Source organism: Mycobacterium sp. E787 (genome assembly GCF_001668725.1).
Taxonomy (GTDB): domain Bacteria; phylum Actinomycetota; class Actinomycetes; order Mycobacteriales; family Mycobacteriaceae; genus Mycobacterium.
Window position 1 is genome coordinate 1 of the sequence record NZ_LZKL01000050.1, and the last position, 26,472, is coordinate 26,472.

Here is a 26,472-nt window from a genome sequence, read left to right on the forward strand (position 1 = left end):
TTCTACAACCTGTACCCGGCGAGCGTCGCCAGCCGCCGCACCCCGCCGGTGCTGATGGGGGACACGGCCGGCGGCGTCGCGCTCGTGCTGGCGGGGGTCGGGTCCATGGCAGCGGCCGCGGTTGCGCGCCCGGCTGGCCGGGCGGCGGCGGTGGCGGTGGCGCCGGCGACGCGGGAGCGGGTTGGCCGCCCGGAGGTGCCGGTTGGCCGGGCGCCGGGCCGCCCTGTGGGGGCGCCTGGGCGGGTGGCTTGGGCGCGGCGCCCTGCGCCGGCATCGAGTTCAGCACCGGCCGGATGTACAGCCGCGCGGTCTGCCCGAGGTTGCGGGCCTCGCTGCCGTCGCTGCCGGGCACCGTGATCACCAGGTTGTCGCCGTCGACCACGACCTCCGACCCGGACACGCCGAGCCCGTTGACGCGGGCGCTGATGATCTGCTGCGCCTGCGCCAAGGCCTCCCGGCTCGGCCGCGAGCCGTCCGGCGTGCGGGCCGTCAGCGTGACGCGGGTGCCGCCCTGCAGGTCGATGCCCAGCTTCGGCGCGGCCCGCTTGTCGCCCGTGAGGAACACCAGCAGGTAGGCGCCGATCAGCAACAACAAGAAAACCGACAGGTAGCGGGCAGGGTGCACCGGCGCCGAAGACGATGCCACGTTCCTCGTATCTCCTTGAGATTCGGTTTCTTACCCCGACAGAGCCTAGTGTCGGCCGCCGTCCCGGTCGTCGACGCCCTCGTCGTCCAGGGTGTCGAGGGCGTCGTGCTCGGCGGGGTCGTCGGGCAGGATCTTGTCGCGCACGGCCAGTTTCATCCAGGTGGTCACGATGCCGGGCGAGATCTCCAGGTCGACGGTGTCGTCGGTGATCGCGACGACGGTGGCCTCCAGACCGGACGTGGTGTGCACCCGGTCGCCGGGCCGCAACGACTCCTGCAGGTCGATGGTGGCCTGCATCGCCCGGCGCTGGCGACGCTGCCCGAAATACATGATGCCGATCATGATGATCACGAACGGCAAGAACAGGATCAAGCTATTCATGCGGCCAGTCTGCCAGCATCGCAGGTCGCCACTTACTGACCCCGCTCACTCGCGCCCGAACGGATAGGCTTGAACGGCGACGTGACATGCGCGCCGCGGTGAGGAGGACGTCGTGGCCAGCCTCGAGCAGAGCCGCCAGCTGGTCACCGAAATCCCCGGGCCCACATCGCTGGAGCTGACCAAGCGCCGGGCCGCCGCGGTGTCGGGCGGCGTCAACATCTCCCTGCCGGTGTACGTCGCACGCGCCGGCGGCGGCATCGTCGAGGACGTCGACGGCAACCGGCTCATCGACCTGGGATCCGGGATCGCGGTCACCACCATCGGCAACTCCTCGCCCCGCGTGGTGGACGCGGTGCGCGCGCAGGTGGACGACTTCACCCACACCTGCTTCATGGTGACCCCGTACGAGGAGTACGTCGCCGTCGCCGAGCAGCTCAACCGCATCACCCCGGGCTCGGGCGAGAAGCGCTCGGTGCTGTTCAATTCCGGCGCCGAGGCGGTCGAGAACGCCGTCAAGGTCGCGCGCTGCCACACCCGCAAGCCCGCCGTCGTCGCGTTCAACCACGCCTATCACGGGCGCACCAACCTGGCGATGGCGCTCACCGCCAAATCCATGCCCTACAAGAGCGGCTTCGGCCCGTTCGCGCCGGAGGTCTACCGGGCGCCGCTCTCCTATCCCTATCGGGACGGGCTGCACGACAAGGAACTGGCCGCCGACGGGGAGAAGGCCGCCGCGCGCACCATCGGGATCATCGAGAACCAGGTCGGCGCCGACAGCCTGGCCGCCGTCATCATCGAGCCGATCGCCGGCGAGGGCGGATTCATCGTGCCCGCCGAGGGATTCCTGCCCGCGCTGCTCGACTGGTGCCGTCGCAACGACGTGGTGTTCATCGCCGACGAGGTGCAGACGGGGTTTGCGCGCACCGGCGCGATGTTCGCCTGCGAACACGAAGGGATCGTGCCTGACCTGATCTGCACCGCCAAGGGCATCGCCGACGGATTACCGCTGTCGGCGGTCACCGGCCGCGCCGAAATCATGGACGCATCGCATGTCGGCGGTTTGGGCGGCACCTTCGGCGGAAACCCCATCGCGTGTGCGGCGGCACTTGCCACCATCGCCACGATCGAGAGTGACGGACTCATCGAGCGGGCGCGGCAGCTGGAACGGCTGATCACAGAGCCGTTGTTGCGCCTGCAGGCCGCCGACGACCGGATCGGCGACGTGCGGGGCCGCGGCGCCATGATCGCGATCGAGTTGGTGAAGTCGGGCACCGCCGAGCCCGACGCGGAGCTGACCCGCAGGTTGTCCACCGCGGCCCACGCAGCCGGGGTGATCGTGTTGACGTGCGGCATGTTCGGCAACGTCATCCGGCTGCTGCCGCCGCTGACGATCAGCGACGAGCTGTTGATCGAGGGCATCGACATCCTGCGCCGCATCCTGGCCGACCTCTGATCCCGGGCCGCCGGAGGGTGCGCAACGTCACAACTTAGGTGTTCCGTTGAGGAATACCATTAGTTTAGCTAACGTTCTAGCCATCAGCACAGCGTCGCGCGATCGAGCTACTTACTCCTTAAACCAGTCAAGGGAAGCTGTATGTCGACTAACACCACCTCCGAAGAGCGGCTCGCACGCCGAGTCGACGACCTCACCGCCAAGGACCCCCAGTTCGCCGCCGCGCGGCCCGATCCCGCGGTGGCCGCGGCACTCGAACAGCCCGGTCTGCGACTGCCCCAGGTGATCCGGACCGTGCTGGAGGGTTACGCGGAGCGACCGGCGCTGGGCCAGCGCGTCGTGGAGTTCGTGAGGGACGCCAAGACGGGCCGCACCACGCTCGAGCTGCTCCCCCGCTACGAGACGTTCACCTTCCGCGAGGTCGGCGAGCGGGCCGGCGCGCTGACGCGCGCCCTGAGCCACGGCCTGCTGAGCGCCGGCGACCGCGTCTGCGTGCTGGGCTTCAACAGCGTCGACTACGCCACCATCGACATTGCGCTGGGCCTCGCCGGCGCGGTGTGCGTTCCGCTGCAGACCGGCGCCGCCGTTACACAGCTGCAGCCGATCGTCGCCGAGACGCAGCCGAGCCTGGTCGCGTCCAGCGTCAACCAGCTGCCCGAGGCCGTCGAGCTGCTCCTGAGCGGTCACGCGCCGGCCGAACTCCTCGTCTTCGACTACCACCCCGAGGTCGACGACCAGCGCGAGGCCGTCGAAGCCGCCCGCGCACGGCTGGCCGACGCCGACGTCGTCGTCGAGACCCTGGCCGACGTCCTCGACCGCGGGAGGTCGCTGCCCGACGCGCCGCTCCCGGCGCCCCAGGACGACGACCCGCTGGCGCTGCTGATCTACACCTCCGGCAGCACCGGCGCACCCAAGGGCGCGATGTACCCGGCGCGCAACGTCGGGAAGATGTGGCGCCGGTCGAGCCACAACTGGTTCGGCGAGACCCCCGCGTCGATCACCCTCAACTTCATGCCGATGAGCCACGTCATGGGCCGCGGCATCCTCTACGGCACCCTCGGCAACGGCGGCACCGCCTACTTCGCCGCCCGGAGCGACCTTTCGACCCTGCTCGAGGACCTCGAGCTGGTGCGACCGACCGAGCTGAACTTCGTGCCGCGGATCTGGGAGACCCTGTTCGGCGAATTCCAGCGCCAGGTCGACCGGCGGCTGCCCGATGGCGCCGGCCCCGACGAGCGCCGGGCCGTCGAGGCCGAGGTCCTCGACGAGCAGCGTCAGTACACCCTGGGCGGCCGGTTCATCTTCGCGATGACGGGCTCGGCGCCGACCTCACCCGAGCTGCGGAACTGGGTGGAGGCGCTGCTGGAGATGCCGTTGGTGGACGGCTACGGCTCCACCGAGGCCGGCATGGTCCTGTTCAACGGCGAGGTGCTGCGCCCACCGGTCGTCGACTACAAGCTGGTCGACGTGCCGGACCTGGGCTACTTCGCCACCGACCGGCCGTACCCGCGCGGTGAGTTGCTGCTCAAGACCGAGAACATGTTCCCCGGCTACTACAAGCGGGCCGAGACCACCGCGAACGTGTTCGACGAGGACGGCTTCTACCGGACCGGCGACGTCTTCGCCGAGGTCGCTCCCGACAAGCTGACCTACGTCGACCGCCGCAACAACGTGCTCAAGCTGGCGCAGGGCGAGTTCGTCACGCTGGCCAAGCTGGAGGCCGAGTTCGGCAACAGCCCGCTGGTCCGCCAGATCTACATCTACGGCAACAGCGCGCAGCCCTACCTGCTGGCCGTCGTGGTCCCCACCGAGGATGCGTTGCAGCGGTACGCGGTCGACGAGCTGAAGCCGCTGATCGCCGACTCGCTGCAGGGCGTGGCGCGAGACGCAGGACTGCAGTCCTACGAGGTGCCACGCGACTTCCTCATCGAGACCACGCCGTTCAGCCTGGAGAACGGCCTGCTGACCGGCATCCGCAAGCTGGCGTGGCCGAAGCTCAAGCAGCACTACGGCGAGCGGCTCGAGCAGCTCTACGCCGACCTGGCCGCCGGCCAGGCCAACGAGCTGAGCGAACTGCGCCGCAACGGCGCGGACCGCCCGGCGCTCGACACCGTCAGCCGCGCCGCGGCCGCCATGCTGGGCACCGCGGCCAGCGACCTGTCCGCCGACGCCCACTTCACCGATTTGGGCGGGGATTCGTTGTCCGCCTTGACATTCGGCAACCTGCTGCGCGAGATCTTCGACGTCGACGTGCCGGTGGGCGTCATCGTCAGCCCTGCCAACGACCTGCGGGCCATCGCCGACTACATCGAGGCCGAGCGCAAGGGCACCAAGCGGCCCACGTTCGCCCTGGTACATGGCGGGGGGCACGGCCGGGACGCCACCGAGGTGCGGGCGAGCGACCTGACGCTCGACAAGTTCCTCGAGACGTCGACGCTGGCCGCCGCGCCCGAGCTGCCCAAGCCCACCTCCGAGGTGCGCACGGTGCTGCTGACCGGCGCGACCGGGTTCCTCGGCCGCTACCTGGCGCTCGAGTGGCTCGAGCGGATGGACCTGGTCGACGGCAAGGTGATCGCCCTGGTGCGGGCCCGCTCCGATGAGGAGGCCCGAGCCCGGCTGGACAACACCTTCGATAGCGGCGACCCCGAGCTGCTCGCGCACTACCGCGAGCTGGCCGCCGGCCACCTGGAGGTGCTCGCCGGCGACAAGGGCGAGGCCAACCTCGGCCTGGACCAGGCGACGTGGCAGCGGCTGGCCGACACCGTCGACCTGATCGTCGACCCGGCGGCCCTGGTCAACCACGTGCTGCCGTACAGCGAGCTGTTCGGCCCCAACGCGCTGGGCACCGCCGAGCTGATCCGGATCGCGCTGACCAGCAAGCAGAAGCCGTACGTCTACGTGTCGACGATCGGTGTCGGCGATCAGATCGAGCCGGGCAAGTTCGTCGAGGACGCCGACATCCGGCAGATCAGCGCGACGCGGGCGGTCAACGACAACTACGCCAACGGCTACGGCAACAGCAAGTGGGCCGGCGAGGTGCTGCTGCGCGAGGCGCACGACCTGTGCGGGCTGCCCGTGGCGGTGTTCCGGTGCGACATGATCCTGGCCGACACCACCTACGCGGGCCAGCTCAACCTGCCGGACATGTTCACCCGGCTGATGCTGAGCCTGGTCGCGACCGGTGTGGCCCCCGGTTCGTTCTACGAGCTGGACGCCGAAGGCAACCGGCAGCGCGCGCACTACGACGGCCTGCCGGTGGAGTTCATCGCCGCGGCGATCTCCACCCTGGGGACGCAGGCGGACGGGTACCAGACGTACCACGTGATGAACCCGTACGACGACGGCATCGGCCTCGACGAATACGTCGACTGGCTCGTTGACGCCGGCTACCCGATCCAGCGCATCGCCGGCTACGGCGAGTGGTTGCGCCGGTTCGAGGGTGCGATGCGGGCCCTGCCGGAACGGCAGCGCCAGTACTCGCTGCTGCCGCTGCTGCACAACTATCAGCAGCCGGAGAAGCCGCTCCGCGGATCGTTCGCGCCGACCGACCGGTTCCGCGCCGCGGTGCAGGAGGCGAAAATCGGCCCGGACAAGGACATCCCGCACGTTTCGGCGCCGATCATCGTCAAGTACGTCACCGACCTGCAGTTGCTCGGACTGCTGTAAGGCACCGGCGCAATCGCCCAGCCCCCGCGGGGGCTGGGCGATCCGCTCTGGAGGCGGTTATTCAGCCCTGGGGGTGGGGCCAGCGCAGGTAGGCCGCGTTGGGCGACCCACCCTCCGGGCGCTGGCGGCGCCATCCCCGCTTCGGCTCGCCTTCCGACCCGTACCGATCCACCCGCGGTTGGGTCAGCGCACCCGAGGACACCTCGGCCGACGGCTCCGCGGGCGACACCTCGGCCGACGGCTCCGCCGGCCCCGGCGTGTACTTCGGCTCGGAATAGACCGGCTGGGCGTAAGCGGGGTCGGCGGTCCGCGCGGCACGTGCCTCGGCCACCCGCGTCAGGACCTCGACATCACGCGCGGATCGCACCGCCAGGCGCGCCACGGCGACGGCGCCCACGAAGATGATCAGCGCACCCAGACCGGAGAAATAGGAAACCTCGAGGACGGCCCGCTTGCGGTCGGATGCGGCGATCGGATCGCCGGCGGAACCGATGCGTAACATCGGGGCGACCTCGCCGCCGATCACGAACCACACGCCGGCGAGCACGGCCAGCCACCCGCCCACCATCGCGGTGATCCGGTTTCCGGAGAAGATCAGCAGCAGGCCGGCCAGCACCGCCGCGGCTCCGGGAAGCACCTCGAGCCAGCCCCGGCCGGTGGTCCATGCCCAGTCCTGGTCCGGCGTGTAGGCGAAATCGAAGTGGGGACCGACGAACGGTATCAACGCGCCCCAGGCACCCAGAACGACCAAGATCAATCCGCTGAGCGCGCCACGCGAGCGCGGCATCCACAACGCGCTGGGTCGGCCATTTCCTACGTCTGCCATCAATTTCCCCTCGATCGAAGCCGGACTACTTCAGCCCCGCAGGGGTACCCACGGCGCTGGCGGGTGTAACGCGGCCGATCGAGGTTGTGGCCAATGGGCCCGGTGTGTCTCGTGTTACCGGTAAAGCCCCAACACGACGAGCAGGATGGCGATCACCGGGAACGTGCCCTGGATGACGGCGGCCCGCGCCTTCTCCGGCGCGGACAGCAGCAGCACCACCGCGGCGGCTGCCATGGACCCGACCCCCGCCAGCACGAGCGCGACGCCGACGGCCGTGTCCCCCATCAGCACCGGCGGAATGCCGAGGCCGGTGACGATCGCCAGGAACAGGTTGTAGAAGCCCTGATTGAACGCGAGCAGCTTGGTGGCCTCGGCCTCTTCGGCCGACGTGCCGAACCTCGCGCGGGTGCGGGGCGACGTCCAGGTCAACGACTCCATCGTGAAGATGTAGACGTGCAGGAGGGCTGCCAGCGCGGCGAAGACCAACCCTGCGGTGAGCATCGCTCCTCCTCGCTCGTCGAACAGGCCCGGTTGCAGCGTCAAGAACAATACCGACCGGCGGTGGCCGGGACCGCTTGACGCGCAAAGGCGCCGGTAGCCAACCGTCGCAGCTGGGCTACCGGCGCCTTCGCGCGCCGGTCAGACGCCGGCGTGGTGGTGGCGTCGGCCGAAGAGGCCGCCACCGGCGCGCCGGCGGAACAGGCCGCCCCGGGCGGGCACGTCGGAGCGCGCCTCGCGGGGTGACTCGCTGTACATGGCCGGTTCCCCGGCGGGTGCGGCCGCCACGGGCGCCGGTTCGGTCACCACGACGTCCCGCGCGTGCCGAACCGCGGCGCGCGCCAGGGCCGCCCCGCCCAGGAACACGATCAGCGCGCCCAGGCCGGTGAAGTACGTGACCTCCAGCAGGGCCCGCTTCAGGTCGGTCGCGGCCGCCGGCTGACCGACGTCGCCGATACCCAGCGTCGGCGCGAACGCCCGGCCGACCACGAACCAGGCGCCCCCGAGGACCGCCAGCCAGCCGCCGAACACGGCGCTGCCCCGGTTCCCGGAGACCAGTAACAACAGGCCACCCAGGGCGGTGACCGCGCCGGGGAGCACCTCGAGCCAGCCCTTGGCGGTGGTCCACGTCCACGCCGGATCGCTCATGTACGCCCAATCGACGTTGGGCCCGAAGAAGGGGACCAACGCCCCCCACGCGCCCAACAGGATCAGGAGCAGCCCGCTCAGGGCGCCGCGGCTGCGTGGCATGTACGCACGCGGGCGTTCGTATTCGGGGCCTGTGTGCCTCATCAGAAACCTCCTACAGTAAGTACTGATGCAGCCTGGGGTACCCCGCCGACCGTGACGTAACACACAAGTGCCGCGGCGTAGCCGGGCGAAGCGGGTCGCCACCATGGGAACTAGTCGAAGAGGCCCTGTTGGCCCAGCCCGGCGGCGCCGGCCGGCGGGGTCAGGCCGAGGTGCGTCCACGCCTGCGCGGTGGCCACCCGTCCGCGCGGCGTGCGCGCGACCATGCCGGCCCGCACCAGGAACGGCTCGCACACCTCCTCGACGGTGGCGGCCTCCTCGCCCACCGCGACCGCCAGCGTCGAGACGCCGACCGGGCCGCCGCCGAAGCCGCGGGTGAGCGCCGACAGCACCGCCCGATCCAGCCGGTCCAGGCCCAGCTCGTCGACGTCGTAGACCGCCAGCGCGGACTTGGCGACGTCGCGGGTGATCACCCCGTCGGCGCGCACCTCGGCGAAGTCGCGGACCCGGCGCAGCAGCCGGTTGGCGATCCGCGGGGTGCCCCGCGAGCGCCGCGCGATCTCGGCGCCGGCCTCGGCGCCCAGCTCGATGCCGAGGATCCCGGCCGAGCGCGCCAGCACCCGCTCCAGCTCGGCGGGCTCGTAGAAGTCCATGTGCGCGGTGAAGCCGAACCGGTCGCGCAGCGGGCCGGTCAGCGCGCCCGACCGGGTGGTGGCGCCCACCAGGGTGAAGGGCGCCACCTCCAGCGGAATCGACGTCGCGCCGGGTCCCTTGCCCACCACCACGTCGACCCGGAAGTCCTCCATCGCCAGGTAGAGCATCTCCTCGGCGGGCCGCGCGATGCGATGGATCTCGTCGATGAACAGCACGTCGTGCTCGACCAGGTTGGACAGCATCGCGGCCAGGTCGCCCGCGCGTTCCAGCGCCGGGCCCGACGTCACCCGCAACGACGAGCCGAGCTCGGCCGCGATGATCATCGCCAGCGAGGTCTTGCCCAGCCCCGGCGGGCCGGACAGCAGGATGTGGTCCGGTGTGCCGCCGCGGTTCTTGGCGCCCTCGATCACCAACTGCAGCTGCTCGCGCACCCGCGGCTGGCCGATGAACTCCTCCAAAGTCCGGGGCCGCAGGCTGACGTCGATGTCGCCCTCACCCACGGTCAGCGCCGGGGAGACGTCACGGTCGGGGTAGTCGTCCGTCATCGCGACTTGCCCAGCAACGACAGGGCGGCCCGCAGCGCACCGGACGTCGTGGCCTCGTGTTCGGCGGCCAGCACCCTGTCGGTGGCCTCCTCGGCCTGCTTGGCGGCGAAACCCAGTCCGACCAGGGCCTCCACCACCGGGCCGCGGACCGCGTTGCCGTTGACGGCCGCGACGCCCGGGGTGGCACCGCCGGCGGGCGCCACCTTGTCCCGCAGTTCCAGCACCATCCGCTCGGCGCCGCGCTTGCCGATGCCGGGCACCCGGGTCAGCGCGGCGACGTCGCCGTCGTGCAGCGCGTGGCGCAGCGCCGCGGCGTCGTGCACGGCCAGCGTCGCCATCGCCAGCCGGGGCCCCACCCCCGACACCGACAGCAGCGTCAGGAACAGGTCGCGGGTGTCGGAGTCGGCGAACCCGTACAGCGTCTGCGAATCCTCACGGACGACCATCGCGGTGATCAGCCGGGCCTCGGTCCCGGTGCGCAGCGTCGCCAGCGTCGACGGCGTCGCGTTGACCCGGTAGCCGACGCCGGCGGCCTCGATCACCGCATGATCGAGCGCCACCTCGAGCACCTCCCCGCGCACCGAGGCGATCATCGGGTGGCCTTCAGCTCGGCCTGCAACCGCGCCCGGTAGGCGTGCCGCTGCTGGGCGGCCAGGGCCTCGGCGGCGGCCATCCGGGCGATCATCGGCGCCCGCCAGCAATGGCAGATCGCCAGCGCCAGCGCGTCGGCGGCGTCGGCCGGTGTCGGTTTGGCTTGCAGCGCAAGGATTCTGGTGACCATCGCGGTGACCTGCGCCTTGTCCGCGGCGCCGTTGCCGGTGACCGCGGCCTTCACCTCGGTGGGGGTGTGGAAGTGCACGTCGATGCCGCGGCGGGCCGCCGCCAGCGCGACGACGCCGCCGGCCTGGGCCGTGCCCATCACGGTCGTCACGTTCACCTGGGAGAACACCCGCTCGACGGCCACCACGTCCGGCTGATGGGTGGCCAGCCAGTGCTCGACGGCGTCGCTGATGGCCAGCAACCGCTTGGCCAGCGGCGCGTCCGACGGGGTGCGCACCACGTCGACGTCGAGCGCGACGACGTTGCGGCCACGACCGCTCTCCACGACCGACAGGCCACATCGGGTCAGTCCGGGGTCGACGCCCAGCACGCGCATTACCGGCTCCTTCATACGAACAGCTGTTCGAGAGCCTAGCGGGCGTGGCCGACGGGATCCGGTAGACACGCTGCGCCGGCCGAAAGCTGTTAACTTATAGCCCACGTTCGCTCCGGCACTGCGGCCGGCACTGTGGCATGGAAGGTTTGGTGTGGCAACACTCCTGCTCGTCCTCGCGGCCGTGCTGTTCATCGCCTCCATCGTGGTGCTGGTCATCGCTTTGCGGCGCCCGAAGAAGGCCGCCCGCCCCAGCGGACGCCAGGACCCCCTGTCCTTCAACGCGATGCCGCAGTTCGGGCCCCGCCAGCTAGGTCCGGGCGCCATCGTCAGTTACGGCGGCGTCGACTACGTGGTCCGCGGGTCGGTGACGTTTCGCGAGGGCCCGTTCGTGTGGTGGGAGCACCTGCTGGAAGGCGGCGACCAGCCGGTCTGGTTCAGCGTCGAGGAGGACGACGGGCGCCTGGAGCTGGCCATGTGGGTCACCCGCAAGGACCTCACGTTGCAGCCCGGCGACTCGTATGTCGTCGACGGCGTGGCGTTTCACGAGTCGGAGCGCGGCCACGCCTCCTACACCACCGAGGGCACCACCGGACTGCCGGCCGGCGGCGAGATGGAATTCCTCGACTGCACCAACGCCGACGAGACCGCCCTGCTGTCCTTCGAGCGCTGGGCCCCGGGCATGCCCTGGGAGATCTCGACGGGCAAGCCGGTGCTGACCGGCGAGCTCACCGTCTACCCCGCGCCCCCGCCCTCGGCCCCCTAGGTCGCGCACGGTGCCCCTCCATCGGCTCGCCGTGACCCCGGCGGACGTCTCCGGCGAGCGGCTGGGACTCGCGCTCAACGCGCCCGCGCCGGCGCCGCTGGCCACCTGCTGGCTGCGGCACCCCGACGGCGGCGCGCAGCGGCTCGGCGTCCTCGGCGCGTCGCACGTGGTCGCGGTCGAGCACGCGAAAGGCGGCTTCTCCGAGCAGGTCTCGTGCACGGCGCGGGCCGTGGGCGGCGACCTGCCGCGGCGGTCGGAGGCCCCCGGCTACCGCCTGCAATCCCGCACCGAAACGCACGACGAGGCGAGCTTCCGCCGGCTGGCGAGCGAACTGCGCGACCGGTGCGCGGGCCGCCCGGGTTGGCTCGGGGGCACCTTCCCCGGCGACGACGCGGCCCTGACCGCCCTGGCGGCCGAACCCGACGGCGCGGGCTGGCGATGGCAGACCTGGCACCTGTACCCGCGGCCGGGCTCCGGCGGCCTGGTGGTCCACACGGCGAGCAGGTGGCGGCCGTGAGCCGCAATCGCCTGTTCCTGATCTCCGGCGCGCTGGCCGTCGCGGCCGTCGCGTGCCTGGTGTTCGGAATCATCTTGCAGCAGAAGGACATCGGCTCGTACATCGCGGGCCACTACCACGAGTACTCGCGGGACGTGAACGGAACGCGCTACGTGTGCACCGGATCGCCCGAGCAGGTCGCCGACTCCCTCGCCGACTATCAGGAGCCCGAGGCGCGCGCCGCCAACGGCAGCAACCAGTACCTGCGCTACAGCAACAACATCGTGATCGTCGGTCCCGACGGCAACCAACCGTGCAGCATCCGCGTCGAACCCCTGAGCGCCGGATACAGCCACGGCTCGTTCATCTTTCTCGGCCCCGGCTTCTTCCCCGGATCCCCGTCGGGCGGCGCCGGCGGCACCCCGGGCGGCCCCGGCGGGACCAAGTGATGGCTTAGGCGATTAGAAAGCAAAGGAGACAACCATGTACCTCGCCGTCGAGATCGGAACCGTCGACGTCACTCCCGTCCTGAAGGGAGCGCTCGCGACGATCCTGTACTTCGCGGTCGGCATGGCCGTGCTGCTCATCGGCTTCTACATGGTCGACTGGCTGACCCCCGGAAGGCTGCGCCAACTGGTGTTCATCGATCGCCGCCCCAACGCCGTCGTCGTCGCGGGCGCCATGTACATATCGCTGACCGCCGTCATCATCAGCGCCATCACCAACAGCTACAGCCAACTGGGGCAGGGCCTGCTCGGCGTGGCGGTGTACGGGCTGATGGGCGTGATCCTGCTGGCGATCGCGCTGCTGGCGATGCACCTGCTGATCCCGGGCAGTTTCCACGAGCACGTCGACGAGCCGGAGCTGCATCCCGGATCGTTCGCGGTGGCGTTGATACTGCTCGCCGTGGGAGGGGTGACCGCCGCGGCGGTGTCATGACGGTCGTGGATGCTTCCCCGCGGTGGCGCGCCGTGCTGCTGGCCGCCGTCGCGGCGTGCGCGGCCTGCGGCATCATCTACGAGCTCGCGCTGCTGACGCTGTCGGCCAGCCTCAACGGCGGGGGCATCGTCGCCACGTCGCTGATCGTCGCGGGATACATCGCCGCGCTGGGCGCCGGGGCGCTGCTGGTCAAGCCGCTGCTGACGCACGCGGCGATCGCGTTCGTCGCCGTCGAGGCGGCCCTCGGCATCATCGGTGGGCTGTCCGCGGCGGCGCTGTACGTCGTGTTCGCGTTCCTGGACGGCTCGGTCGGCTCGACGTGGGTGCTGGCGGTCGGAACGGCGCTGATCGGCGGCCTGGTCGGCGCCGAGGTGCCGCTGCTGATGACGCTGCTGCAACGCGGGCGCACGGTGGACGCCTCCGATTCCGGCCGGGCGCTGGCCAACCTCAACGCCGCCGACTACCTGGGCGCGCTGCTGGGCGGGCTGGTGTGGCCGTTCCTGCTGCTGCCGCAGCTGGGCATGATCCGCGGCGCGGCGGCCACCGGCATCGTCAACCTCGCGGCGGCGGCCGTGGTGGCGCTCTTCCTGCTGCGGCGCGTCGTCTCGCCGCGGCAACTCGCGACGGCGCTGTGCGCCCTCACCGCCGCGCTCGGCCTGCTCGCCACCCTGCTGGCGCGCTCGGGCGACATCGAAACCACCAGCAGGCAACGGCTTTACGCCGACCCGATCGTCGCCTACCGGCACACGCCCTATCAGGAGATCGTGGTGACCCGGCGCGGCAACGACATGCGCCTGTACCTGGACGGCGGCCTGCAGTTCTCCACCCGCGACGAGTACCGCTACACCGAAAGCCTGGTCTACCCGGCGCTGGGCGGTGATTTCAACGGCGATTTCAAAGGCGCGCGCTCGGTGCTGGTGCTCGGCGGCGGCGACGGCCTGGCGGCCCGCGAACTGCTGCGCCAGCCCGGCGTCGGCAGGATCGTGCAGGTCGAGCTCGACCCCGCGGTGATCGAGCTGGCGCGCACCACCATGCGCGAAGCCAACGGCGGCGCGCTGGACAACCCGCGGGTGCAGGTGGTGATCGGCGACGCGATGACGTGGCTGCGCGGCGCCCCGGACCGGTTCGACGCGGTCATCGTCGACCTACCCGACCCCGACACGCCCACCCTGGGCCGGCTGTACTCGACCGAGTTCTACGCGCTCGCCGCCCGCGCGCTGGCCCCCGGCGGGCTGATGGTGGTGCAGGCGGGCAGCCCGTTCTCCACGCCGACGGCATTCTGGCGCACGGTCGCCACGGTCCGGGCCGCCGGCTACGCGGTCACGCCGTATCACGTGCACGTGCCGACGTTCGGCGACTGGGGCTTCGTCTTGGCGGCGCGAGGCGCCGACACCCCCGCCGCCGCGCCCGTGCCCACGATGCCGGCCGGCGCGCCCCCGCTGCGTTTCCTCAACCAGCAGGTGCTCGCGGCGGCCACCGTGTTCCCCGGTGACATCGGGCCCCGCGCCCTCGAGCCGTCGACGCTGGACAATCCGCGCGTGGTCGACGACATGCGGCGCGGCTACTACTAGGTGGCCGGGTCCGGCCGGACCGCCTGCACCACCCACGCCGATCCTCGGCCGCGGCGGTGCTCGTCCACCTGCACGCCGGCGAACCCGGCGGCGCGACACTGCGCCGCGAAGGACTCGACCTGCTGTTCGGTCCAGCCGTGGCTCGCCAAGCCCTTGGCGCCGGGCCGGACGGCGGCCCGCCCCGCATTGCCTGGGCCACAACCGATGTCGACGACGCGGTCGGTGCCCGACACGGAGGCCAGCTCGGCGGCAAAGCGCGCGTTACCGCGCCCCGTGGCGAGCATGCCGAGGGCGGCCATCAACCCGATCGCGCCGCTGAAGCCCTCGTGGTCGGCGTGATGGTTGACGATCATTCTTCGTCGAGGGCGGCCAACACCTCGTCCGAAAGGTCGACGTTGGTGTAGACGTTCTGCACGTCGTCGCTGTCCTCCAGCGCGTCGACGAGCTTGAACACCTTGCGGGCGCCGTCGACGTCGACGGGCACGCTGACCGACGGCTGAAAGCTGGCCTCGGCCGACTCGTAGTCGATGCCGGCGTCCTGCAGCGCGGTGCGCACCGCGACGAGATCGGTCGGCTCGGAGATGATCTCGAAGCTGTCGCCCAGGTCGTTGACGTCTTCCGCGCCGGCATCGAGCACCGCCGTCAGCACGTCGTCCTCGGTCAGGCCGTTCTTCTCCAGCGTGACCACGCCCTTGCGGGAGAACAGGTATGCCACCGAGCCGGGGTCGGCCATGGTGCCGCCGTTGCGCGTCATCGCGACCCGGACCTCGCTGGCGGCGCGGTTGCGGTTGTCGGTGAGGCACTCGATCAGCACCGCCACGCCGTTGGGCGCGTAGCCCTCGTAGGTGATGGTTTGCCAGTCCGCGCCGCCGGCCTCCTCGCCCGCCCCGCGCTTGCGGGCGCGCTCGATGTTGTCGTTGGGCACCGAGGTCTTCTTGGCCTTCTGAATCGCGTCGTAGAGCGTCGGGTTGCCGGCCGGGTCACCGCCGCCGGTGCGGGCCGCGACCTCGATGTTCTTGATCAGCCGGGCGAACTCCTTGCCGCGGCGGGCGTCTTTGACGGCCTTCTGGTGCTTGGTGGTGGCCCACTTGGAATGGCCGCTCATCGGTGTTTCTACCTCTTCTGTTGCTCCATAACTCGCCCAACGAGTCTACGTGTGCGCCGAGTGTGGGCCCTAAGCACGTGATCTGCATCGAATTCGTCCACAAGCCCCACGCTCGACGGGCCAGGGGTCAGGCCCCGACTAGCTGCGGCCCCTGACGATGTCGACGAACAGGTGGTGGATGCGGCGGTCGCCGGTCATCTCGGGGTGAAACGCCGTCGCCAGCATCGGTCCCTGCCGCACCGCGACGACGTGCCCGGCCGCGGTGGCCAGCACCCGCACCCCGTCCCCGGTCCGCTCCACCCACGGCGCGCGGATGAAAACGGCGCGCACCGGCTCGTCCAGGCCCGCGAACGGTATGTCGCCCTCGAACGAGTCGACCTGCCGCCCGAAAGCGTTGCGCCGCACCGTCATATCGATCGCACGCAGCGGCAGCGCCTGCCGCCCCCGGGCGCCGGCATCGAGGATCTCGCTGGCCAGCAGGATCATGCCGGCGCACGCGCCGTAGGCCGGCAGCCCCTCGGCCAGCCGCCCGCGCAGCGGCTCGAGCAGGTCCAGGTCGAGCAGCAGGTGGCTCATGGTGGTGGATTCGCCGCCGGGGATGACCAGCCCGTCCACCGCGTCCAGCTCGTCGCGGCGGCGCACCGGCATCGACTCGGCTCCCGCCTCGCGCAGCGCCGCCAGGTGCTCGCGGGTGTCGCCCTGCAGCGCCAGCACCCCGATGCGTGGCGCGCTCACGGCCGGTACCCGCGCTTGTAGCGGGTCAGCCCCTCCTGCATGACGGCCGCGACCATCTCGCCGGTCCGGGTGAAGATCTTGCCCTGGCACAGCGAGCGGCCGCCGCTGGCCGACGGCGACGACTGGTCGTAGAGCAGCCACTCGTCGGCACGGAACGCCCGCATGAACCACATCGCGTGGTCCAGCGACGCCACCTGCAGGTGCTCCCGCACGTCGAGATGGTTGACCTGCGCGGAGCCCAGCAGCGTCAGGTCGCTCATGTAGGCCAGCGCGCAGATGTGCAGCACCGGGTCGTCCGGCAACGGGTCGCGGTGGCGAAACCACACCTGCTGCTGGGAGGCCTTGCCCGGCGAGAGTTGCAGTTGCTCGCGCGGCACGATGCAGACGTCCCACTCCTCGAACTGCTTGAACCCGGCGTCGTCGAAGACCTTGATCGAGGTCAGCCCGGGCAGGCCGTCGGGGGGCGGCGCGGCCGGCATCGGGTCCTGGTGGTGGATGCCGTCCTGATCGGTCTGGAAGGACGCCCCCATGCTGAAGATGATCTCGCCGTGCTGGATGGCGTTGACGCGCCTGGTGGCGAACGAGCCGCCGTCGCGGGTGCGCTCGACGATGAAGACCGTGGGCTCGTTGGCGTCCCCGGGGCGCAGGAAGTAACCGTGCAGCGAGTGGACCTGGTAGTGCGGGTCGACGGTGCGCACGGCCGACACCAGCGACTGCCCCGCCACGTGGCCGCCGAACGTGCGCTGGAAATATCCCGACTCCGGGCTGAACACCCGACCGCGGTAGATGTTGACCTCGAGTTGCTCGAGATCGAGGATCTCTTCGATCGCCACCGACAGCCTTCGGCTTACCAGCCGCGTTCGGCCAGGCGATGCGGCTGCGGGAGCTGCTCCACGTTGATGCCCACCATCGCCTCGCCCAGCCCGCGCGACACCTTGGCCAGCACGTCCGGGTCGTCGTAGAAGGTGGTGGCCTTGACGATCGCGGCGGCCCGGTGCTCGGGCGCACCGGACTTGAAGATGCCCGAGCCGACGAACACGCCCTCGGCGCCGAGTTGCATCATCATCGCGGCATCGGCCGGCGTGGCGATCCCGCCGGCGGTGAACAGCGTCACCGGCAGCTTGCCCGCCCGGGCCACCTCGACGACCAGCTCGTACGGTGCCTGCAATTCCTTTGCCGCGACGTACAATTCGTCCTCGGACAGCGACGTCAGCCGACGGATCTCGCCGCTGATGGCGCGCATGTGGGTGGTGGCGTTGGAGACGTCGCCGGTGCCGGCCTCGCCCTTGGAGCGGATCATGGCCGCGCCCTCGCTGATGCGCCGCAGCGCCTCACCGAGGTTCGTCGCACCGCACACGAACGGCACGGTGAACTTCCACTTGTCGATGTGGTGGGTGTAGTCGGCCGGGGTCAGCACCTCGGATTCGTCGACGTAGTCCACACCGAGGCTCTGCAGGATCTGCGCCTCGACGAAATGCCCGATGCGCGCCTTGGCCATCACCGGAATGGTCACCGCCGAGATGATGCCCTCGATCATGTCGGGGTCGCTCATCCGCGACACCCCGCCCTGTGCGCGGATGTCGGCGGGCACCCGCTCCAGCGCCATCACCGCGACGGCGCCGGCGCCCTCGGCGATCCGGGCCTGCTCGGGGGTGACGACGTCCATGATGACGCCGCCCTTGAGCATCTCGGCCATGCCGCGCTTGACCCGCGCCGTGCCCGTCACGGCCTGGCCCGACTCCACTGGCTTGTTGTCTTCGTCCATTGCGCCTCCACTCTAGTGGTCGGCGACGAGCGAGTTTCCCCCTGATCAGCGGATCGACTCGAGCAGGCCGGGGTTGCGGTCGCCGTCGGCCAGCAGGTTGGCCGCGGGCAACAGTTCGCCCAGCTGCACGGGGTAGACCTGCTCGCCGGCGGCGGTCAAAACGGCGATGTCATTCGCGTCACACCAGCGGGCCGCGTGGATGTAGCTGCGTTCCAGCTCGGTCCGCCCCGCCAGGGACGGCTCGAACCGGCTGGTGCGGTGGACCAGGTAGAACTCCTCGCTGTCGATCAGCGAGCCGTTGAACTCGAAGACCTCGTCGCGCCGCCAGATCGGCCCGACCATGTCGGCCGGCGAGACGCGCAGGCCGGTTTCTTCGGCCAGTTCCCGCGCGGCCGCCTCGGCCAGCCGCTCGCCCTTGCCCACCTCGCCGCCGACGGTGAACCACCACCGGGGCGCCGCGCCGTCGGGAAACGCCGGGTTCGCCGGGTCGGACCCGCACAGCAACAGCACCGCGCCGCTCTCGTCGAGCAGCACCACCCGCGCCGAGGTGCGGTGGTCGGGCGTGCTCAAGCCCCCGTGCGCCAGCGCGTGCTGGCGCTCGACGATCTCGAAATAGCTTGGCAGCGCGGCGGTGCCGCCGAGTTTGAAGGCGCGCACCAGGGGGCGTTCGGCAAGCGCGAGGGTGTCCCGCACCGCGTCGTTGTGAAACCGGCGGGCCAGCACCACGCGGGCCTCGGCGTCGGCCAACTCGGCGATCAGGCCCGCCGGCAGCGACGCCGGATCCACCATCGCCAGCGCGGCCGAGAGCTCGTTCTCGGCGTTCTCGCGCGCCGGGCGGGGCGCGCGTTCCGCGGCGTCGGCCAGCGCCGCCAGCCGGCCGGCCTCCGGCGAACTCCCGTACGCGTCGATCGCGACGGCCCGCGCCACCACCGCGCGCCGCGCCAGCGCGCCGTCGAGCGCCTGCCACGACAGGTCGTAGCGGACATTGAGCCGGTCCAGCCGGTTGGCGGTCCGGTAGGCCCACGCGCCCAGCACGACGAGCAGGACTCCGAGCGCCGTCATGACGAGGATCGCCCACGACATCAGCTGGCCACCTGCACCTTGGCGCCCGAACCGGCGACCGTCTCGTACACCCGCATGATCTGGCTGGCCACCACCGACCAGTCGTAGCGACGCACCGCCGCCGCGGCGGCCGTCACGTAGCGCTCGCGCAGCGCGTCGTCGTCCAGCACCTCGATCAGCGCGTCGGCCAGGGCGGCGGCGTCATCGACGGGCACCAGCCGCCCGCATTCGCCGTCGCGCAGCACGCGCCGGAAGGCGTCCAGGTCGCTGGCCACCACCGGGGTGCCCGCGGCCATCGCCTCGACCAGGACGATGCCGAAGCTCTCCCCTCCGGTGTTGGGCGCGCAGTAGACGTCGGCGCTGCGCAGCGCCGACGCCTTCCCGGGGTCGTCGACCTGGCCGAGGAAGCGGATGTGGTCCGCCAATTCGCTTGCCTGAGCGCGCAATTCGTCCTCGTCACCGCGACCGACGATCAGCAGCTGCGCATCGGGGTAGCGCTCGACCACGCGGGGCAGCGCGTCGAGCAGCACCGCCATGCCCTTGCGGGGCTCGCCGTAGCGCCCGAGGAACAGCACCGTCTTGCCCGGCCGCGGGTAGCCGTCCAGCCGCGGCGCCTTTGCGAACGAGGTGACGTCGACCCCGTTGGGGATCTCCACCGCGTCGACGCCCAGCGCCTCCATCTGCCAGCGCCGCGCGAGGTCGGACACCGCGATGCGCCCGACGATCTTCTCGTGCATCGGCCGCAGGATGCCCTGAAAGACGGTCAGGGTCAGCGATTTGGTGGTCGAGGTGTGAAACGTCGCCACGATCGGGCCCTCGGCGATGTTCAGGGCCAGCATCGACAGGCTCGGCGCGTTGGGCTCGTGCAGGTGCAGCACATCAAAATCACCCAGCATGAGCCACCTCTTCACCTTGCGGTGGGTGGCCGGGCCGAACCGCAGCCGGGCCACCGACCCGTTGTAGGGAATCGGGACGGCCTTGCCCGCGGAGACGACGTAGTCGGGCAGGCGCGCGTGCGGCGAGGCCGGCGCGAGCACGCTGACGTCGTGCCCGCGGGCGCGCATCACCTCGGCCAGTTGCAGGACGTGGGACTGCACCCCGCCCGGCACGTCGAACGAGTACGGACAGACCATCCCGATCCGCATCAGGTCGCCCTCAGCCTCGCCTGCTTCGCCTCCGACAGGTCGGCCAGCCACTGCGGCTGCATCATGTGCCAGTCCTCGGGATACTCGGCGATGTTCTCGGCGAACCGATCGGCCAGCGCCTGGGTGATCGCTTGGACGTCGCCGCCGGCGCAGTCGAGTTGCGGGAACACGCGAAATCCCCATCCGTCGCCGTCGAACCAGCAGTGCACCGGAAGCAGGGCCGCCCCGGTCGCGATCGCCAGCTTCGCCGGTCCGGCGGGCATCCGGGTGGCTTCGCCGAAGAAGTCCACCTCGACACCGGTGCGGGTGAGGTCGCGATCGGCCATCAGGCAGACGAGCCGGTTGTCCCGCAGCCGGTCGCACAGCACCTCGAAGGGCGGGCGCTCGCCACCGGAGAGCGGCACCACCTCGAAGCCGAGGCTCTCGCGGTAGCGGACGAAACGCCGGTACAGCGACTCCGGTTCGAGCCGTTCCGCGACGGTGGTGAACGTGCCACGCGTCTGCGTGAACCACACCCCGGCCATATCCCAGTTGCCGCTGTGCGGCAACGCGCATATCGCGCCGTGGCCAGCGGTCAGCGCCGCATCCAGGTGTTCGGCGCCCCGGAAGGCGGCGTCGAGTTCGCCGGCCAGCGCGCGCAGGTCCATCGTCGGCAACCGGAACGCCTCCCGCCAATAGCGGCCATAGGAGGCCAGCGAGGCGCGCATCAGCGCGGCAGGCACGTCGCATGGCGCCACACCGATGACGCGGGCCAGGTTCTTGCGCAGCTGATCCGGGCCGCCGCGCCGGGCCGCATAGCGCGCGCCGGTGTCAAAGGCGTTGCGGGCCGCGAACTCCGGCAGCGCGCGCACGGCCAACCAGCCGGCCGCGTACGCCCAGTCGGTGGCCCTCCCGCCCACATCCAGGATCACGGCAGGGGCTCCGTCGCGCCGGGTGAGGTCCGCACCGTATGCAGTCGCTGCACGCAGGTGACCACGCTGGCCACCGCCAGCACCCACATCGCCACCGGCAGCGCAGGGTGCCACGCGACGTACGGAAAGTCCGACACCCCGGCGCCGACCAGCACGATGATCAGCCGTTCGGGCCGTTCGATGATGCCGCCGTCGCCGCGCAGCCCGCTGGCCTCGGCCCGGGCCTTGATGTAGGAGATCACCTGCGAGGTGACCAGGCAGATCAGCGTCGCCACCGCCAGCAGTTTGTCGTGCATGCCGAAGGCGATCCACCACAGCAGCCCGCAGAACACCGCGCCGTCGCTGACCCGGTCGCAGGTGGCGTCCAGCACCGCACCGAAGCGGGTGCCGCCGCCGCGCTCCCGGGCCATCGCGCCGTCGAGCATGTCGAAGAGCACGAAGAACCACACCACCAGCGTTCCGACGAACAGCTTGCCCATCGGGAACAGCGTCAGCGCGCCGGCCACCGCGACGACGGTGCCCAGGATCGTGACGGCGTCCGGCGTCAGCCCCATCCGCAGGCAGGCCCGGGCGGTCGGGGTGGTGAGCCGGGCGAACGCCGCCCGCGACAGGAACGGCACCTTACTCATGAGTTTCGAGCCCACTCCGTGGCCAGCAACCGCCGCGTGTCGCGCAGCAACTGCGGGATCACCTTCGACCCGCCGACGATGGTGATGAAATTCGCGTCGCCGCCCCAGCGCGGGACGACGTGCACGTGCAGATGCTCGGCCAGCGATCCGCCCGCCGACGTGCCCAGGTTGAGGCCGACGTTGAAGCCGTGCGGCCGCGACACGTTCTTGATGACGCGAATCGCCTTCTGGATGAAGGCCATCAGTTCCGCGCTTTCCGCGTCGGTCAGGTCCTCCAGCTCGGACACCCGCCGATAGGGCACCACCATCAGGTGCCCGGGGTTGTACGGGTACAGGTTGAGCACGGCGTAGACGAGTTCGCCGCGGGCGACCACCAGGCCGTCCTCGTCCGACAGCTGCGGGATGTCGGTGAACGGCTGGTCGGACTTGCCCGAAGAGTTGGAGTCGCGCTTCAGCGGCGCCTCGGCCAGGTAGTTCATCCGGTACGGCGTCCACAACCGCTGCAGGTGGTCCTGCTCGCCGACGCCCCGGTCGAGGATCGTGTCGTCGCGCTGCTCGTCAGTCACCGCCGACCACTTTCAGCGATTCCGCTGTGGGGGCGGTGTTTTCGCGGTCGGCGATCCACTTGACGATGGCGTCCACCGCGCTGTCGCGGGCCACGCCGTTGATCTGCGTGCGATCGCCGAAGCGGAAGCTCACCGCCCCGGCGGCCACGTCGCGGTCGCCGGCGAGCACCATGAACGGCACCTTCTGGTTGGTGTGGTGAACGATCTTTTTGGCCATCCGGTCGTCGCTGGCGTCCACCTCGACCCGCACACCGTGTGACTTCAACTGCGCCGCAACGCTTTCCAGGTAGGCCACGTGCTCGTCGGCGACCGGGATGCCGACCACCTGAACCGGCGCCAGCCACGCCGGGAACGCCCCCGCGTAGTGCTCGGTGAGGATGCCGAAGAACCGCTCGATCGACCCGAACAGCGCGCGGTGGATCATCACCGGGCGCTGACGGGATCCGTCCGGCGCGGTGTACTCCAGCTCGAAACGCTCGGGGAAGTTGAAGTCCACCTGGATCGTCGACATCTGCCAGCTGCGGCCCAGCGCGTCGCGGGCCTGCACAGAGATCTTCGGGCCGTAGAACGCCGCGCCGCCGGGATCGGGAACCAGCTCCAGGCCGGACTCGGCCGCCACTTCGGCCAGCGAGTTGGTGGCCTGCTCCCACATCTCATCGGAGCCGACGAACTTCTCCGGGTCCTTGGTGGACAGCTCCAGGTAGAAGTCCTCCAGCCCGTAGTCGCCGAGCAACTCGAGCACGAACCGCAGCAGCGAGGCGAGCTCGTCGTGCAGCTGTTCGCGGGTGCAGAAGATGTGCGAGTCGTCCATGGTGAACCCGCGCGCGCGGGTCAGCCCGTGCACCACACCGGACTTCTCGTAGCGGTACACGGTGCCGAACTCGAAGAGCCGCAACGGAAGCTCGCGATACGAACGCCCGCGCGCGGCGAAGATCAGCGTGTGCATCGGGCAGTTCATCGGCTTGAGGTAGTAGTCCTGGCCCGGCTTGCGCACCGTCCCGTCTTCGTTGTACTCGGCGTCGAGGTGCATCGGCGGGAACATGCCGTCGGCGTACCAGTCCAGGTGGCCCGACGTGTGGAACAGCTGCGCCTTGGTGATGTGCGGGGTGTTGACGAATTCGTACCCCGCCTCGATGTGCTTGCGCCGCGAGTACTCCTCCAGCTCCCTGCGCACGATGCCGCCCTTGGGGTGGAAAACCGCCAGGCCCGAACCGATTTCGTCGGGGAAGCTGAACAGGTCGAGTTCGGCGCCCAGCTTGCGGTGGTCGCGGCGCTGCGCCTCCTCGAGCAGCTCGAGGTGGCGGTCGAGGGCCTCCTGCGACTCCCACGCGGTGCCGTAGATGCGCTGCAGGCTGGCGTTCTTCTGGTCGCCACGCCAGTAGGCGGCGGAGCTCCGGGTCAGCTTGAACGCCGGGATGTGCTTGGTGGTCGGGATGTGCGGGCCCCGGCACAAATCGCCCCAAACCCGTTCCCGCGTGCGGGGATTGAGGTTGTCGTAGGCGGTGAGTTCGTCGCCGCCGACCTCCATGATTTCGGCGTCGCCGGACTTGTCGTCGACGAGTTCCAGCTTGTAAGGCTCGCCGGCCAGCTCGGCGCGCGCGGCGTCCTTGGACTCGTAGACGCGCCGGTCGAACAGCTGCCCGTCCTTGACGATCTGGCGCATCCGCTTTTCCAGCTTGTCCAGGTCTTCGGGCGTGAACGGCTCGGCGACGTCGAAGTCGTAGTAGAAGCCGTCGGTGATCGGCGGCCCGATGCCCAATTTGGCCTGCGGGAACAGGTCTTGGACGGCCTGGGCCAGCACGTGGGCGGTCGAGTGCCGGATGACGCTGCGGCCCTCATCGGTGTTGGCCGCCACCGGGATCACCTCGGCGTCGGCCTCGGGCGTCCAGCTCAGATCGCGCAGCTTGCCCTCGGCGTCGCGCACCACCACGATCGCGTCGGGCGCGCCGCGCCGCGGCAGCCCGGCCTCGCCGACCGCGGCGGCGGCCGTGGTCCCGGCGGGCACCCGGATCGGGGCTGCTGGGATTGGCTGTGCGGCGGCGCTCATCGGGTTGGTCTCCAACGTCTGGGTGTTTGGTCGTTGCAATGCTATCGGGGAAGGCGCACCTCAGGGCTGGCCAGGCTTGAGCCGCACGAACAGCGCGTCGGCCTCCGTCAGCACGGTGTCGCCGTCGGTCAGCCGGCCCGACACGAAGATCTTGCGCCCGTCCACCCGGTCGATTCCCGCGTCGAACTGCAATTCCTTCTCGATCGGCACGATCTGTCGGTAGTCGATCTTGAGGTAGGCGGTGCGCTGGCGGGGGTCGCCGGTGATCACCGAGGAGGTCAGCCCGAGGACGCTGTCGAACAGCATGCCCAGGGCCCCGCCGTGCACGGCGCCGTTGCGGCCCAGGTGATAGCGGGCGAAGCGCGCCCAGCCGTGGATGCGGCCGTCAGTGCCTTTGCTCGCCTTCATCGGGATGCTCAGGATGTTGCCGCGCATCGGCAGATCCATCCGGCGTCCGGACGGCGACTCCCATTCGTCGGTGTCGAAGGGAGCCAGCAACGCCGAAAGCTTCTCCAACTGGTCCGCGGCTTCGGTGATCACCTCGTCGGGCGCGTCGACGGCGCGGGCGTGGTCCTGCAGCTTGCGCACGGCGTCGATGAACCGGCCGTAGTCCGGGCCGCCCTTGCTCGTCGGATCCGGTGGGTTGAATCCCCCACCTGGGTGTCTGTGATGGTCGCCGGCCACCAGCACACCGTATTGCCCCCCGCGGCTACACCGTGCGCTGGGCTCCCGCGGCAGCCAGCGTCTCGAACTCCTCGTCGCTCAGCGCGATCTCGGCCGCGGCGACGTTCTCCTCCAGGTGCGCGACGCTGGACGTGCCGGGAATGGGCAGCATCACCGGCGAACGCTTCAGCAGCCAGGCCAGCGCCAGCTGCGACGGCGTCGCGTCGTGTTCGGCCGCGATGCGCTGCAGCGGGCCGTCGGGCGCCGCCAAGGGGCCGGCGGCCAGCGGGAACCACGGGATGAAGCCGATGCCCTGGCTGGTCACGGCGTCCAGCAGCGGCTCGGCCGCGCGCGACGCCAGGTTGTACATGTTCTGCACCGACACGATCTCGGTGACCTGCTGGGCCGCTTTAAGCTGCTCGACGTCGATCTCGGACAGGCCGATGTGGCGGATCTTCCCCTCGTTCTTCAGCTTGAGCAGCTCGCCCACCTGGTCGGCCAGCGGGAAGTTGGGGTCGATGCGGTGCAGCTGGAACAGGTCGATGGTGTCGACGCCGAGGCGGCGCAGGCTCATCTCGCATTCCTGGCGCAGGTAGCTCGGGTTGCCGAGCGGGGTCCAGACGTCCGGGCCGGTGCGCAGCAGCCCCGCCTTGGTCGCGATCACCAGGCCTTGATGAGACGAGTAGGGGTGCAGCGCCTCGTGGATGATCTCCTCGGAGATGTAGGGGCCGTAGGAGTCGGCGGTGTCGATGAAGTTGACGCCGAGCTCGACGGCGCGGCGCAGCACCCGCACGCATTCGGCGCGGTCGGCGGGCGGGCCCCAGACGCCCTTGCCGGTTATGCGCATGGCGCCGAAACCGAGCCGGTTGACGGTCAGGTCGCCGCCGAGGGTGAACGTTCCGGATGCTTCTGCAACTGTTTTTTGAGCGGTCACGCATACGACCGTACGCGCCGAAGGTGACCGCGCATCTCGGCGTGGCAAGCTGGGGCTGGTGGACTTGGAAACTCTCGAAGAACTTCCACTCACGTACAACGAGGTGGGCGCAACCGTCGACGGCGAGTTGCCCGCGGGGTACGACCATCAGCATGTCGAGCGCCGAATCGGCACGGGCCGAGAGCGTTTCGAACGGGCGGCGGACGCGGTCATGCACTGGGGCATGCAGCGGGGATCCGGGTTGCGCGTTCAGGCCAGCTCCGAGATCGCGGTCGTCGACGCGGTGCTGGTGGTGCGGATGGGCTTTCTGCCCGCGCCCTGCCGGGTGGTGTACGTCATCGACGAACCCGACATGCGCGGCTTCGCCTACGGCACCCTGCCGGGGCATCCGGAGTCCGGCGAGGAACGCTTCCTCGTGCGCCACGACCCGAACACCTCCGCGGTGTACGCGGAGGTGTCGGCGTTCTCGCGGCCGGCGGCCTGGTGGAGCAAGGCCGGTGGGCCGCTGGTGCGGGTAGCCCAGCGCGTCATCGCCCGCCGCTACCTGCGGGCGGTCTGAGGCTCGT

The 26,472-nt window shown here is 70.5% G+C and carries 28 protein-coding genes and 1 pseudogene; 8 read left to right on the top strand and 21 right to left on the bottom strand.

Annotation, left to right across the window (positions count from 1 at the left end):
• Window positions 1–646, bottom strand: a pseudogene (locus A5705_RS09945) (protein translocase subunit SecD); the annotation flags it as partial.
• Window positions 647–691: 45 nt separating this feature from the next.
• A complete protein-coding gene (gene yajC, locus A5705_RS09950) occupies window positions 692–1,027 on the bottom strand; it encodes a preprotein translocase subunit YajC (protein ID WP_068277201.1) in 336 nt (111 codons plus the stop codon).
• Between the two features lie 112 nt (window positions 1,028–1,139).
• Here yajC and gabT point away from each other — a divergent pair, with 112 nt between their 5' ends.
• Window positions 1,140–2,480 carry a 4-aminobutyrate--2-oxoglutarate transaminase gene (gene gabT / locus A5705_RS09955; protein WP_068277205.1) on the top strand — a complete coding sequence of 447 codons (1,341 nt, stop codon included), beginning with the start codon at window positions 1,140–1,142 and terminating at the stop codon, window positions 2,478–2,480.
• A gap of 141 nt (window positions 2,481–2,621) precedes the next feature.
• Window positions 2,622–6,146, top strand: a complete 3,525-nt coding sequence (gene car / locus A5705_RS09960; protein ID WP_068277208.1) for a carboxylic acid reductase — start codon at window positions 2,622–2,624, stop codon at window positions 6,144–6,146.
• A gap of 61 nt (window positions 6,147–6,207) precedes the next feature.
• Here the strand turns inward: car and A5705_RS09965 are convergent, their stop codons facing one another.
• The 6 genes from A5705_RS09965 to ruvC all read right to left on the bottom strand — a co-directional run bounded on the left by A5705_RS09965 (window position 6,208) and on the right by ruvC (window position 10,575).
• A complete protein-coding gene (locus A5705_RS09965) occupies window positions 6,208–6,972 on the bottom strand; it encodes a hypothetical protein (RefSeq protein ID WP_067882129.1) in 765 nt (254 codons plus the stop codon).
• A gap of 114 nt (window positions 6,973–7,086) precedes the next feature.
• Window positions 7,087–7,473 (bottom strand): DUF1304 domain-containing protein, encoded by a 387-nt coding sequence (locus tag A5705_RS09970; RefSeq protein WP_067882134.1) that lies wholly within the window; start codon window positions 7,471–7,473, stop codon window positions 7,087–7,089.
• A 138-nt stretch (window positions 7,474–7,611) separates the two neighbouring features.
• The gene (locus A5705_RS09975; RefSeq protein WP_067882137.1) at window positions 7,612–8,262 is read right to left on the bottom strand and encodes a hypothetical protein; all 651 of its coding nucleotides are present in this window, start codon (window positions 8,260–8,262) and stop codon (window positions 7,612–7,614) included.
• 110 nt (window positions 8,263–8,372) lie between these two features.
• Window positions 8,373–9,419: a Holliday junction branch migration DNA helicase RuvB gene (ruvB, locus tag A5705_RS09980; protein WP_068277216.1), complete on the bottom strand. Its 1,047-nt coding sequence runs from the start codon at window positions 9,417–9,419 to the stop codon at window positions 8,373–8,375.
• Window positions 9,416–10,012 (bottom strand): Holliday junction branch migration protein RuvA, encoded by a 597-nt coding sequence (gene ruvA, locus A5705_RS09985; RefSeq protein ID WP_068277219.1) that lies wholly within the window; start codon window positions 10,010–10,012, stop codon window positions 9,416–9,418. The genes ruvB and ruvA overlap by 4 nt, the downstream gene beginning before the upstream one ends.
• Entirely contained in the window at window positions 10,009–10,575 is a 567-nt protein-coding gene (gene ruvC, locus A5705_RS09990) for a crossover junction endodeoxyribonuclease RuvC (protein ID WP_067882156.1), read from the bottom strand. Before ruvC ends, ruvA begins: the two co-directional genes overlap by 4 nt.
• A 151-nt stretch (window positions 10,576–10,726) precedes the next feature.
• Here ruvC and A5705_RS09995 point away from each other — a divergent pair, with 151 nt between their 5' ends.
• The 5 genes from A5705_RS09995 to A5705_RS10015 are packed head-to-tail and all read left to right on the top strand — an operon-like array spanning window position 10,727 to window position 14,344.
• Complete coding sequence (locus A5705_RS09995; protein ID WP_067882159.1) at window positions 10,727–11,338, top strand: DUF4178 domain-containing protein; 612 nt, start codon at window positions 10,727–10,729, stop codon at window positions 11,336–11,338.
• Window positions 11,339–11,348: 10 nt separating this feature from the next.
• On the top strand, window positions 11,349–11,855 hold the full coding sequence (locus tag A5705_RS10000; protein WP_068277222.1) for a DUF2617 family protein: 507 nt from the start codon (window positions 11,349–11,351) through the stop codon (window positions 11,853–11,855).
• Complete coding sequence (locus tag A5705_RS10005; protein ID WP_068277388.1) at window positions 11,852–12,283, top strand: DUF4247 domain-containing protein; 432 nt, start codon at window positions 11,852–11,854, stop codon at window positions 12,281–12,283. Before A5705_RS10000 ends, A5705_RS10005 begins: the two co-directional genes overlap by 4 nt.
• Before the next feature lie 34 nt (window positions 12,284–12,317).
• Window positions 12,318–12,773: a DUF350 domain-containing protein gene (locus A5705_RS10010; protein WP_067882164.1), complete on the top strand. Its 456-nt coding sequence runs from the start codon at window positions 12,318–12,320 to the stop codon at window positions 12,771–12,773.
• On the top strand, window positions 12,770–14,344 hold the full coding sequence (locus tag A5705_RS10015; RefSeq protein ID WP_068277225.1) for a polyamine aminopropyltransferase: 1,575 nt from the start codon (window positions 12,770–12,772) through the stop codon (window positions 14,342–14,344). Before A5705_RS10010 ends, A5705_RS10015 begins: the two co-directional genes overlap by 4 nt.
• On the opposite strand, the gene A5705_RS10020 is transcribed toward A5705_RS10015, so the two are convergent.
• The 13 genes from A5705_RS10020 to A5705_RS10080 all read right to left on the bottom strand — a co-directional run bounded on the left by A5705_RS10020 (window position 14,341) and on the right by A5705_RS10080 (window position 25,906).
• A complete protein-coding gene (locus A5705_RS10020; RefSeq protein ID WP_068277227.1) occupies window positions 14,341–14,697 on the bottom strand; it encodes a hypothetical protein in 357 nt (118 codons plus the stop codon). The two genes, A5705_RS10015 and A5705_RS10020, sit on opposite strands and share 4 nt — an antisense overlap.
• Window positions 14,694–15,449, bottom strand: coding sequence for a YebC/PmpR family DNA-binding transcriptional regulator (locus tag A5705_RS10025; RefSeq protein ID WP_067882173.1), 756 nt, complete (start codon window positions 15,447–15,449; stop codon window positions 14,694–14,696). The genes A5705_RS10020 and A5705_RS10025 overlap by 4 nt, the downstream gene beginning before the upstream one ends.
• Before the next feature lie 138 nt (window positions 15,450–15,587).
• A complete protein-coding gene (pdxT, locus tag A5705_RS10030) occupies window positions 15,588–16,184 on the bottom strand; it encodes a pyridoxal 5'-phosphate synthase glutaminase subunit PdxT (protein WP_067882176.1) in 597 nt (198 codons plus the stop codon).
• Complete coding sequence (tesB, locus tag A5705_RS10035) at window positions 16,181–17,017, bottom strand: acyl-CoA thioesterase II (protein WP_067882179.1); 837 nt, start codon at window positions 17,015–17,017, stop codon at window positions 16,181–16,183. The genes pdxT and tesB overlap by 4 nt, the downstream gene beginning before the upstream one ends.
• 14 nt (window positions 17,018–17,031) lie before the next feature.
• Entirely contained in the window at window positions 17,032–17,949 is a 918-nt protein-coding gene (pdxS, locus tag A5705_RS10040) for a pyridoxal 5'-phosphate synthase lyase subunit PdxS (protein ID WP_067882182.1), read from the bottom strand.
• A 45-nt stretch (window positions 17,950–17,994) separates the two neighbouring features.
• Window positions 17,995–19,032 (bottom strand): NUDIX domain-containing protein, encoded by a 1,038-nt coding sequence (locus A5705_RS10045; RefSeq protein ID WP_067882185.1) that lies wholly within the window; start codon window positions 19,030–19,032, stop codon window positions 17,995–17,997.
• Window positions 19,032–20,156 (bottom strand): glycosyltransferase family 4 protein, encoded by a 1,125-nt coding sequence (locus A5705_RS10050; protein ID WP_067882190.1) that lies wholly within the window; start codon window positions 20,154–20,156, stop codon window positions 19,032–19,034. Before A5705_RS10050 ends, A5705_RS10045 begins: the two co-directional genes overlap by 1 nt.
• Window positions 20,156–21,067: a phosphatidylinositol mannoside acyltransferase gene (locus A5705_RS10055; RefSeq protein WP_067882191.1), complete on the bottom strand. Its 912-nt coding sequence runs from the start codon at window positions 21,065–21,067 to the stop codon at window positions 20,156–20,158. Before A5705_RS10055 ends, A5705_RS10050 begins: the two co-directional genes overlap by 1 nt.
• On the bottom strand, window positions 21,064–21,696 hold the full coding sequence (pgsA, locus tag A5705_RS10060) for a phosphatidylinositol phosphate synthase (RefSeq protein WP_067882194.1): 633 nt from the start codon (window positions 21,694–21,696) through the stop codon (window positions 21,064–21,066). The genes A5705_RS10055 and pgsA overlap by 4 nt, the downstream gene beginning before the upstream one ends.
• On the bottom strand, window positions 21,693–22,262 hold the full coding sequence (locus tag A5705_RS10065; RefSeq protein WP_067882197.1) for an HIT domain-containing protein: 570 nt from the start codon (window positions 22,260–22,262) through the stop codon (window positions 21,693–21,695). The genes pgsA and A5705_RS10065 overlap by 4 nt, the downstream gene beginning before the upstream one ends.
• Complete coding sequence (gene thrS / locus A5705_RS10070; RefSeq protein ID WP_067882246.1) at window positions 22,255–24,309, bottom strand: threonine--tRNA ligase; 2,055 nt, start codon at window positions 24,307–24,309, stop codon at window positions 22,255–22,257. Before thrS ends, A5705_RS10065 begins: the two co-directional genes overlap by 8 nt.
• A 60-nt stretch (window positions 24,310–24,369) precedes the next feature.
• A complete protein-coding gene (locus A5705_RS10075) occupies window positions 24,370–24,993 on the bottom strand; it encodes a PaaI family thioesterase (RefSeq protein ID WP_369803366.1) in 624 nt (207 codons plus the stop codon).
• 25 nt (window positions 24,994–25,018) lie between these two features.
• Entirely contained in the window at window positions 25,019–25,906 is an 888-nt protein-coding gene (locus tag A5705_RS10080) for an aldo/keto reductase (protein WP_067882200.1), read from the bottom strand.
• 58 nt (window positions 25,907–25,964) lie between these two features.
• Between A5705_RS10080 and A5705_RS10085 the strand changes: the two genes are divergently transcribed.
• Complete coding sequence (locus tag A5705_RS10085; protein WP_067882203.1) at window positions 25,965–26,465, top strand: DUF1990 family protein; 501 nt, start codon at window positions 25,965–25,967, stop codon at window positions 26,463–26,465.
• The last annotated feature ends 7 nt before the right edge of the window (window positions 26,466–26,472 follow it).

Excerpts from the sequence above, each read along its gene's own strand:
- yajC (WP_068277201.1), bottom strand. The coding sequence starts at position 1,027 with ATGAATAGCTTGATCCTGTTCTTGCCGTTCGTGATCATCATGATCGGC.
- car (WP_068277208.1), top strand. The coding sequence starts at position 2,622 with ATGTCGACTAACACCACCTCCGAAGAGCGGCTCGCACGCCGAGTCGAC.
- A5705_RS09965 (WP_067882129.1), bottom strand. The coding sequence starts at position 6,972 with ATGGCAGACGTAGGAAATGGCCGACCCAGCGCGTTGTGGATGCCGCGC.
- A5705_RS09970 (WP_067882134.1), bottom strand. The coding sequence starts at position 7,473 with ATGCTCACCGCAGGGTTGGTCTTCGCCGCGCTGGCAGCCCTCCTGCAC.
- A5705_RS09975 (WP_067882137.1), bottom strand. The coding sequence starts at position 8,262 with ATGAGGCACACAGGCCCCGAATACGAACGCCCGCGTGCGTACATGCCA.
- ruvB (WP_068277216.1), bottom strand. The coding sequence starts at position 9,419 with ATGACGGACGACTACCCCGACCGTGACGTCTCCCCGGCGCTGACCGTG.
- ruvA (WP_068277219.1), bottom strand. The coding sequence starts at position 10,012 with ATGATCGCCTCGGTGCGCGGGGAGGTGCTCGAGGTGGCGCTCGATCAT.
- ruvC (WP_067882156.1), bottom strand. The coding sequence starts at position 10,575 with ATGCGCGTGCTGGGCGTCGACCCCGGACTGACCCGATGTGGCCTGTCG.
- A5705_RS10010 (WP_067882164.1), top strand. The coding sequence starts at position 12,318 with ATGTACCTCGCCGTCGAGATCGGAACCGTCGACGTCACTCCCGTCCTG.
- A5705_RS10015 (WP_068277225.1), top strand. The coding sequence starts at position 12,770 with ATGACGGTCGTGGATGCTTCCCCGCGGTGGCGCGCCGTGCTGCTGGCC.
- A5705_RS10020 (WP_068277227.1), bottom strand. The coding sequence starts at position 14,697 with ATGATCGTCAACCATCACGCCGACCACGAGGGCTTCAGCGGCGCGATC.
- A5705_RS10025 (WP_067882173.1), bottom strand. The coding sequence starts at position 15,449 with ATGAGCGGCCATTCCAAGTGGGCCACCACCAAGCACCAGAAGGCCGTC.
- pdxS (WP_067882182.1), bottom strand. The coding sequence starts at position 17,949 with ATGGACGAAGACAACAAGCCAGTGGAGTCGGGCCAGGCCGTGACGGGC.
- A5705_RS10045 (WP_067882185.1), bottom strand. The coding sequence starts at position 19,032 with ATGTCGTGGGCGATCCTCGTCATGACGGCGCTCGGAGTCCTGCTCGTC.
- A5705_RS10050 (WP_067882190.1), bottom strand. The coding sequence starts at position 20,156 with ATGCGGATCGGGATGGTCTGTCCGTACTCGTTCGACGTGCCGGGCGGG.
- pgsA (WP_067882194.1), bottom strand. The coding sequence starts at position 21,696 with ATGAGTAAGGTGCCGTTCCTGTCGCGGGCGGCGTTCGCCCGGCTCACC.
- thrS (WP_067882246.1), bottom strand. The coding sequence starts at position 24,309 with ATGAGCGCCGCCGCACAGCCAATCCCAGCAGCCCCGATCCGGGTGCCC.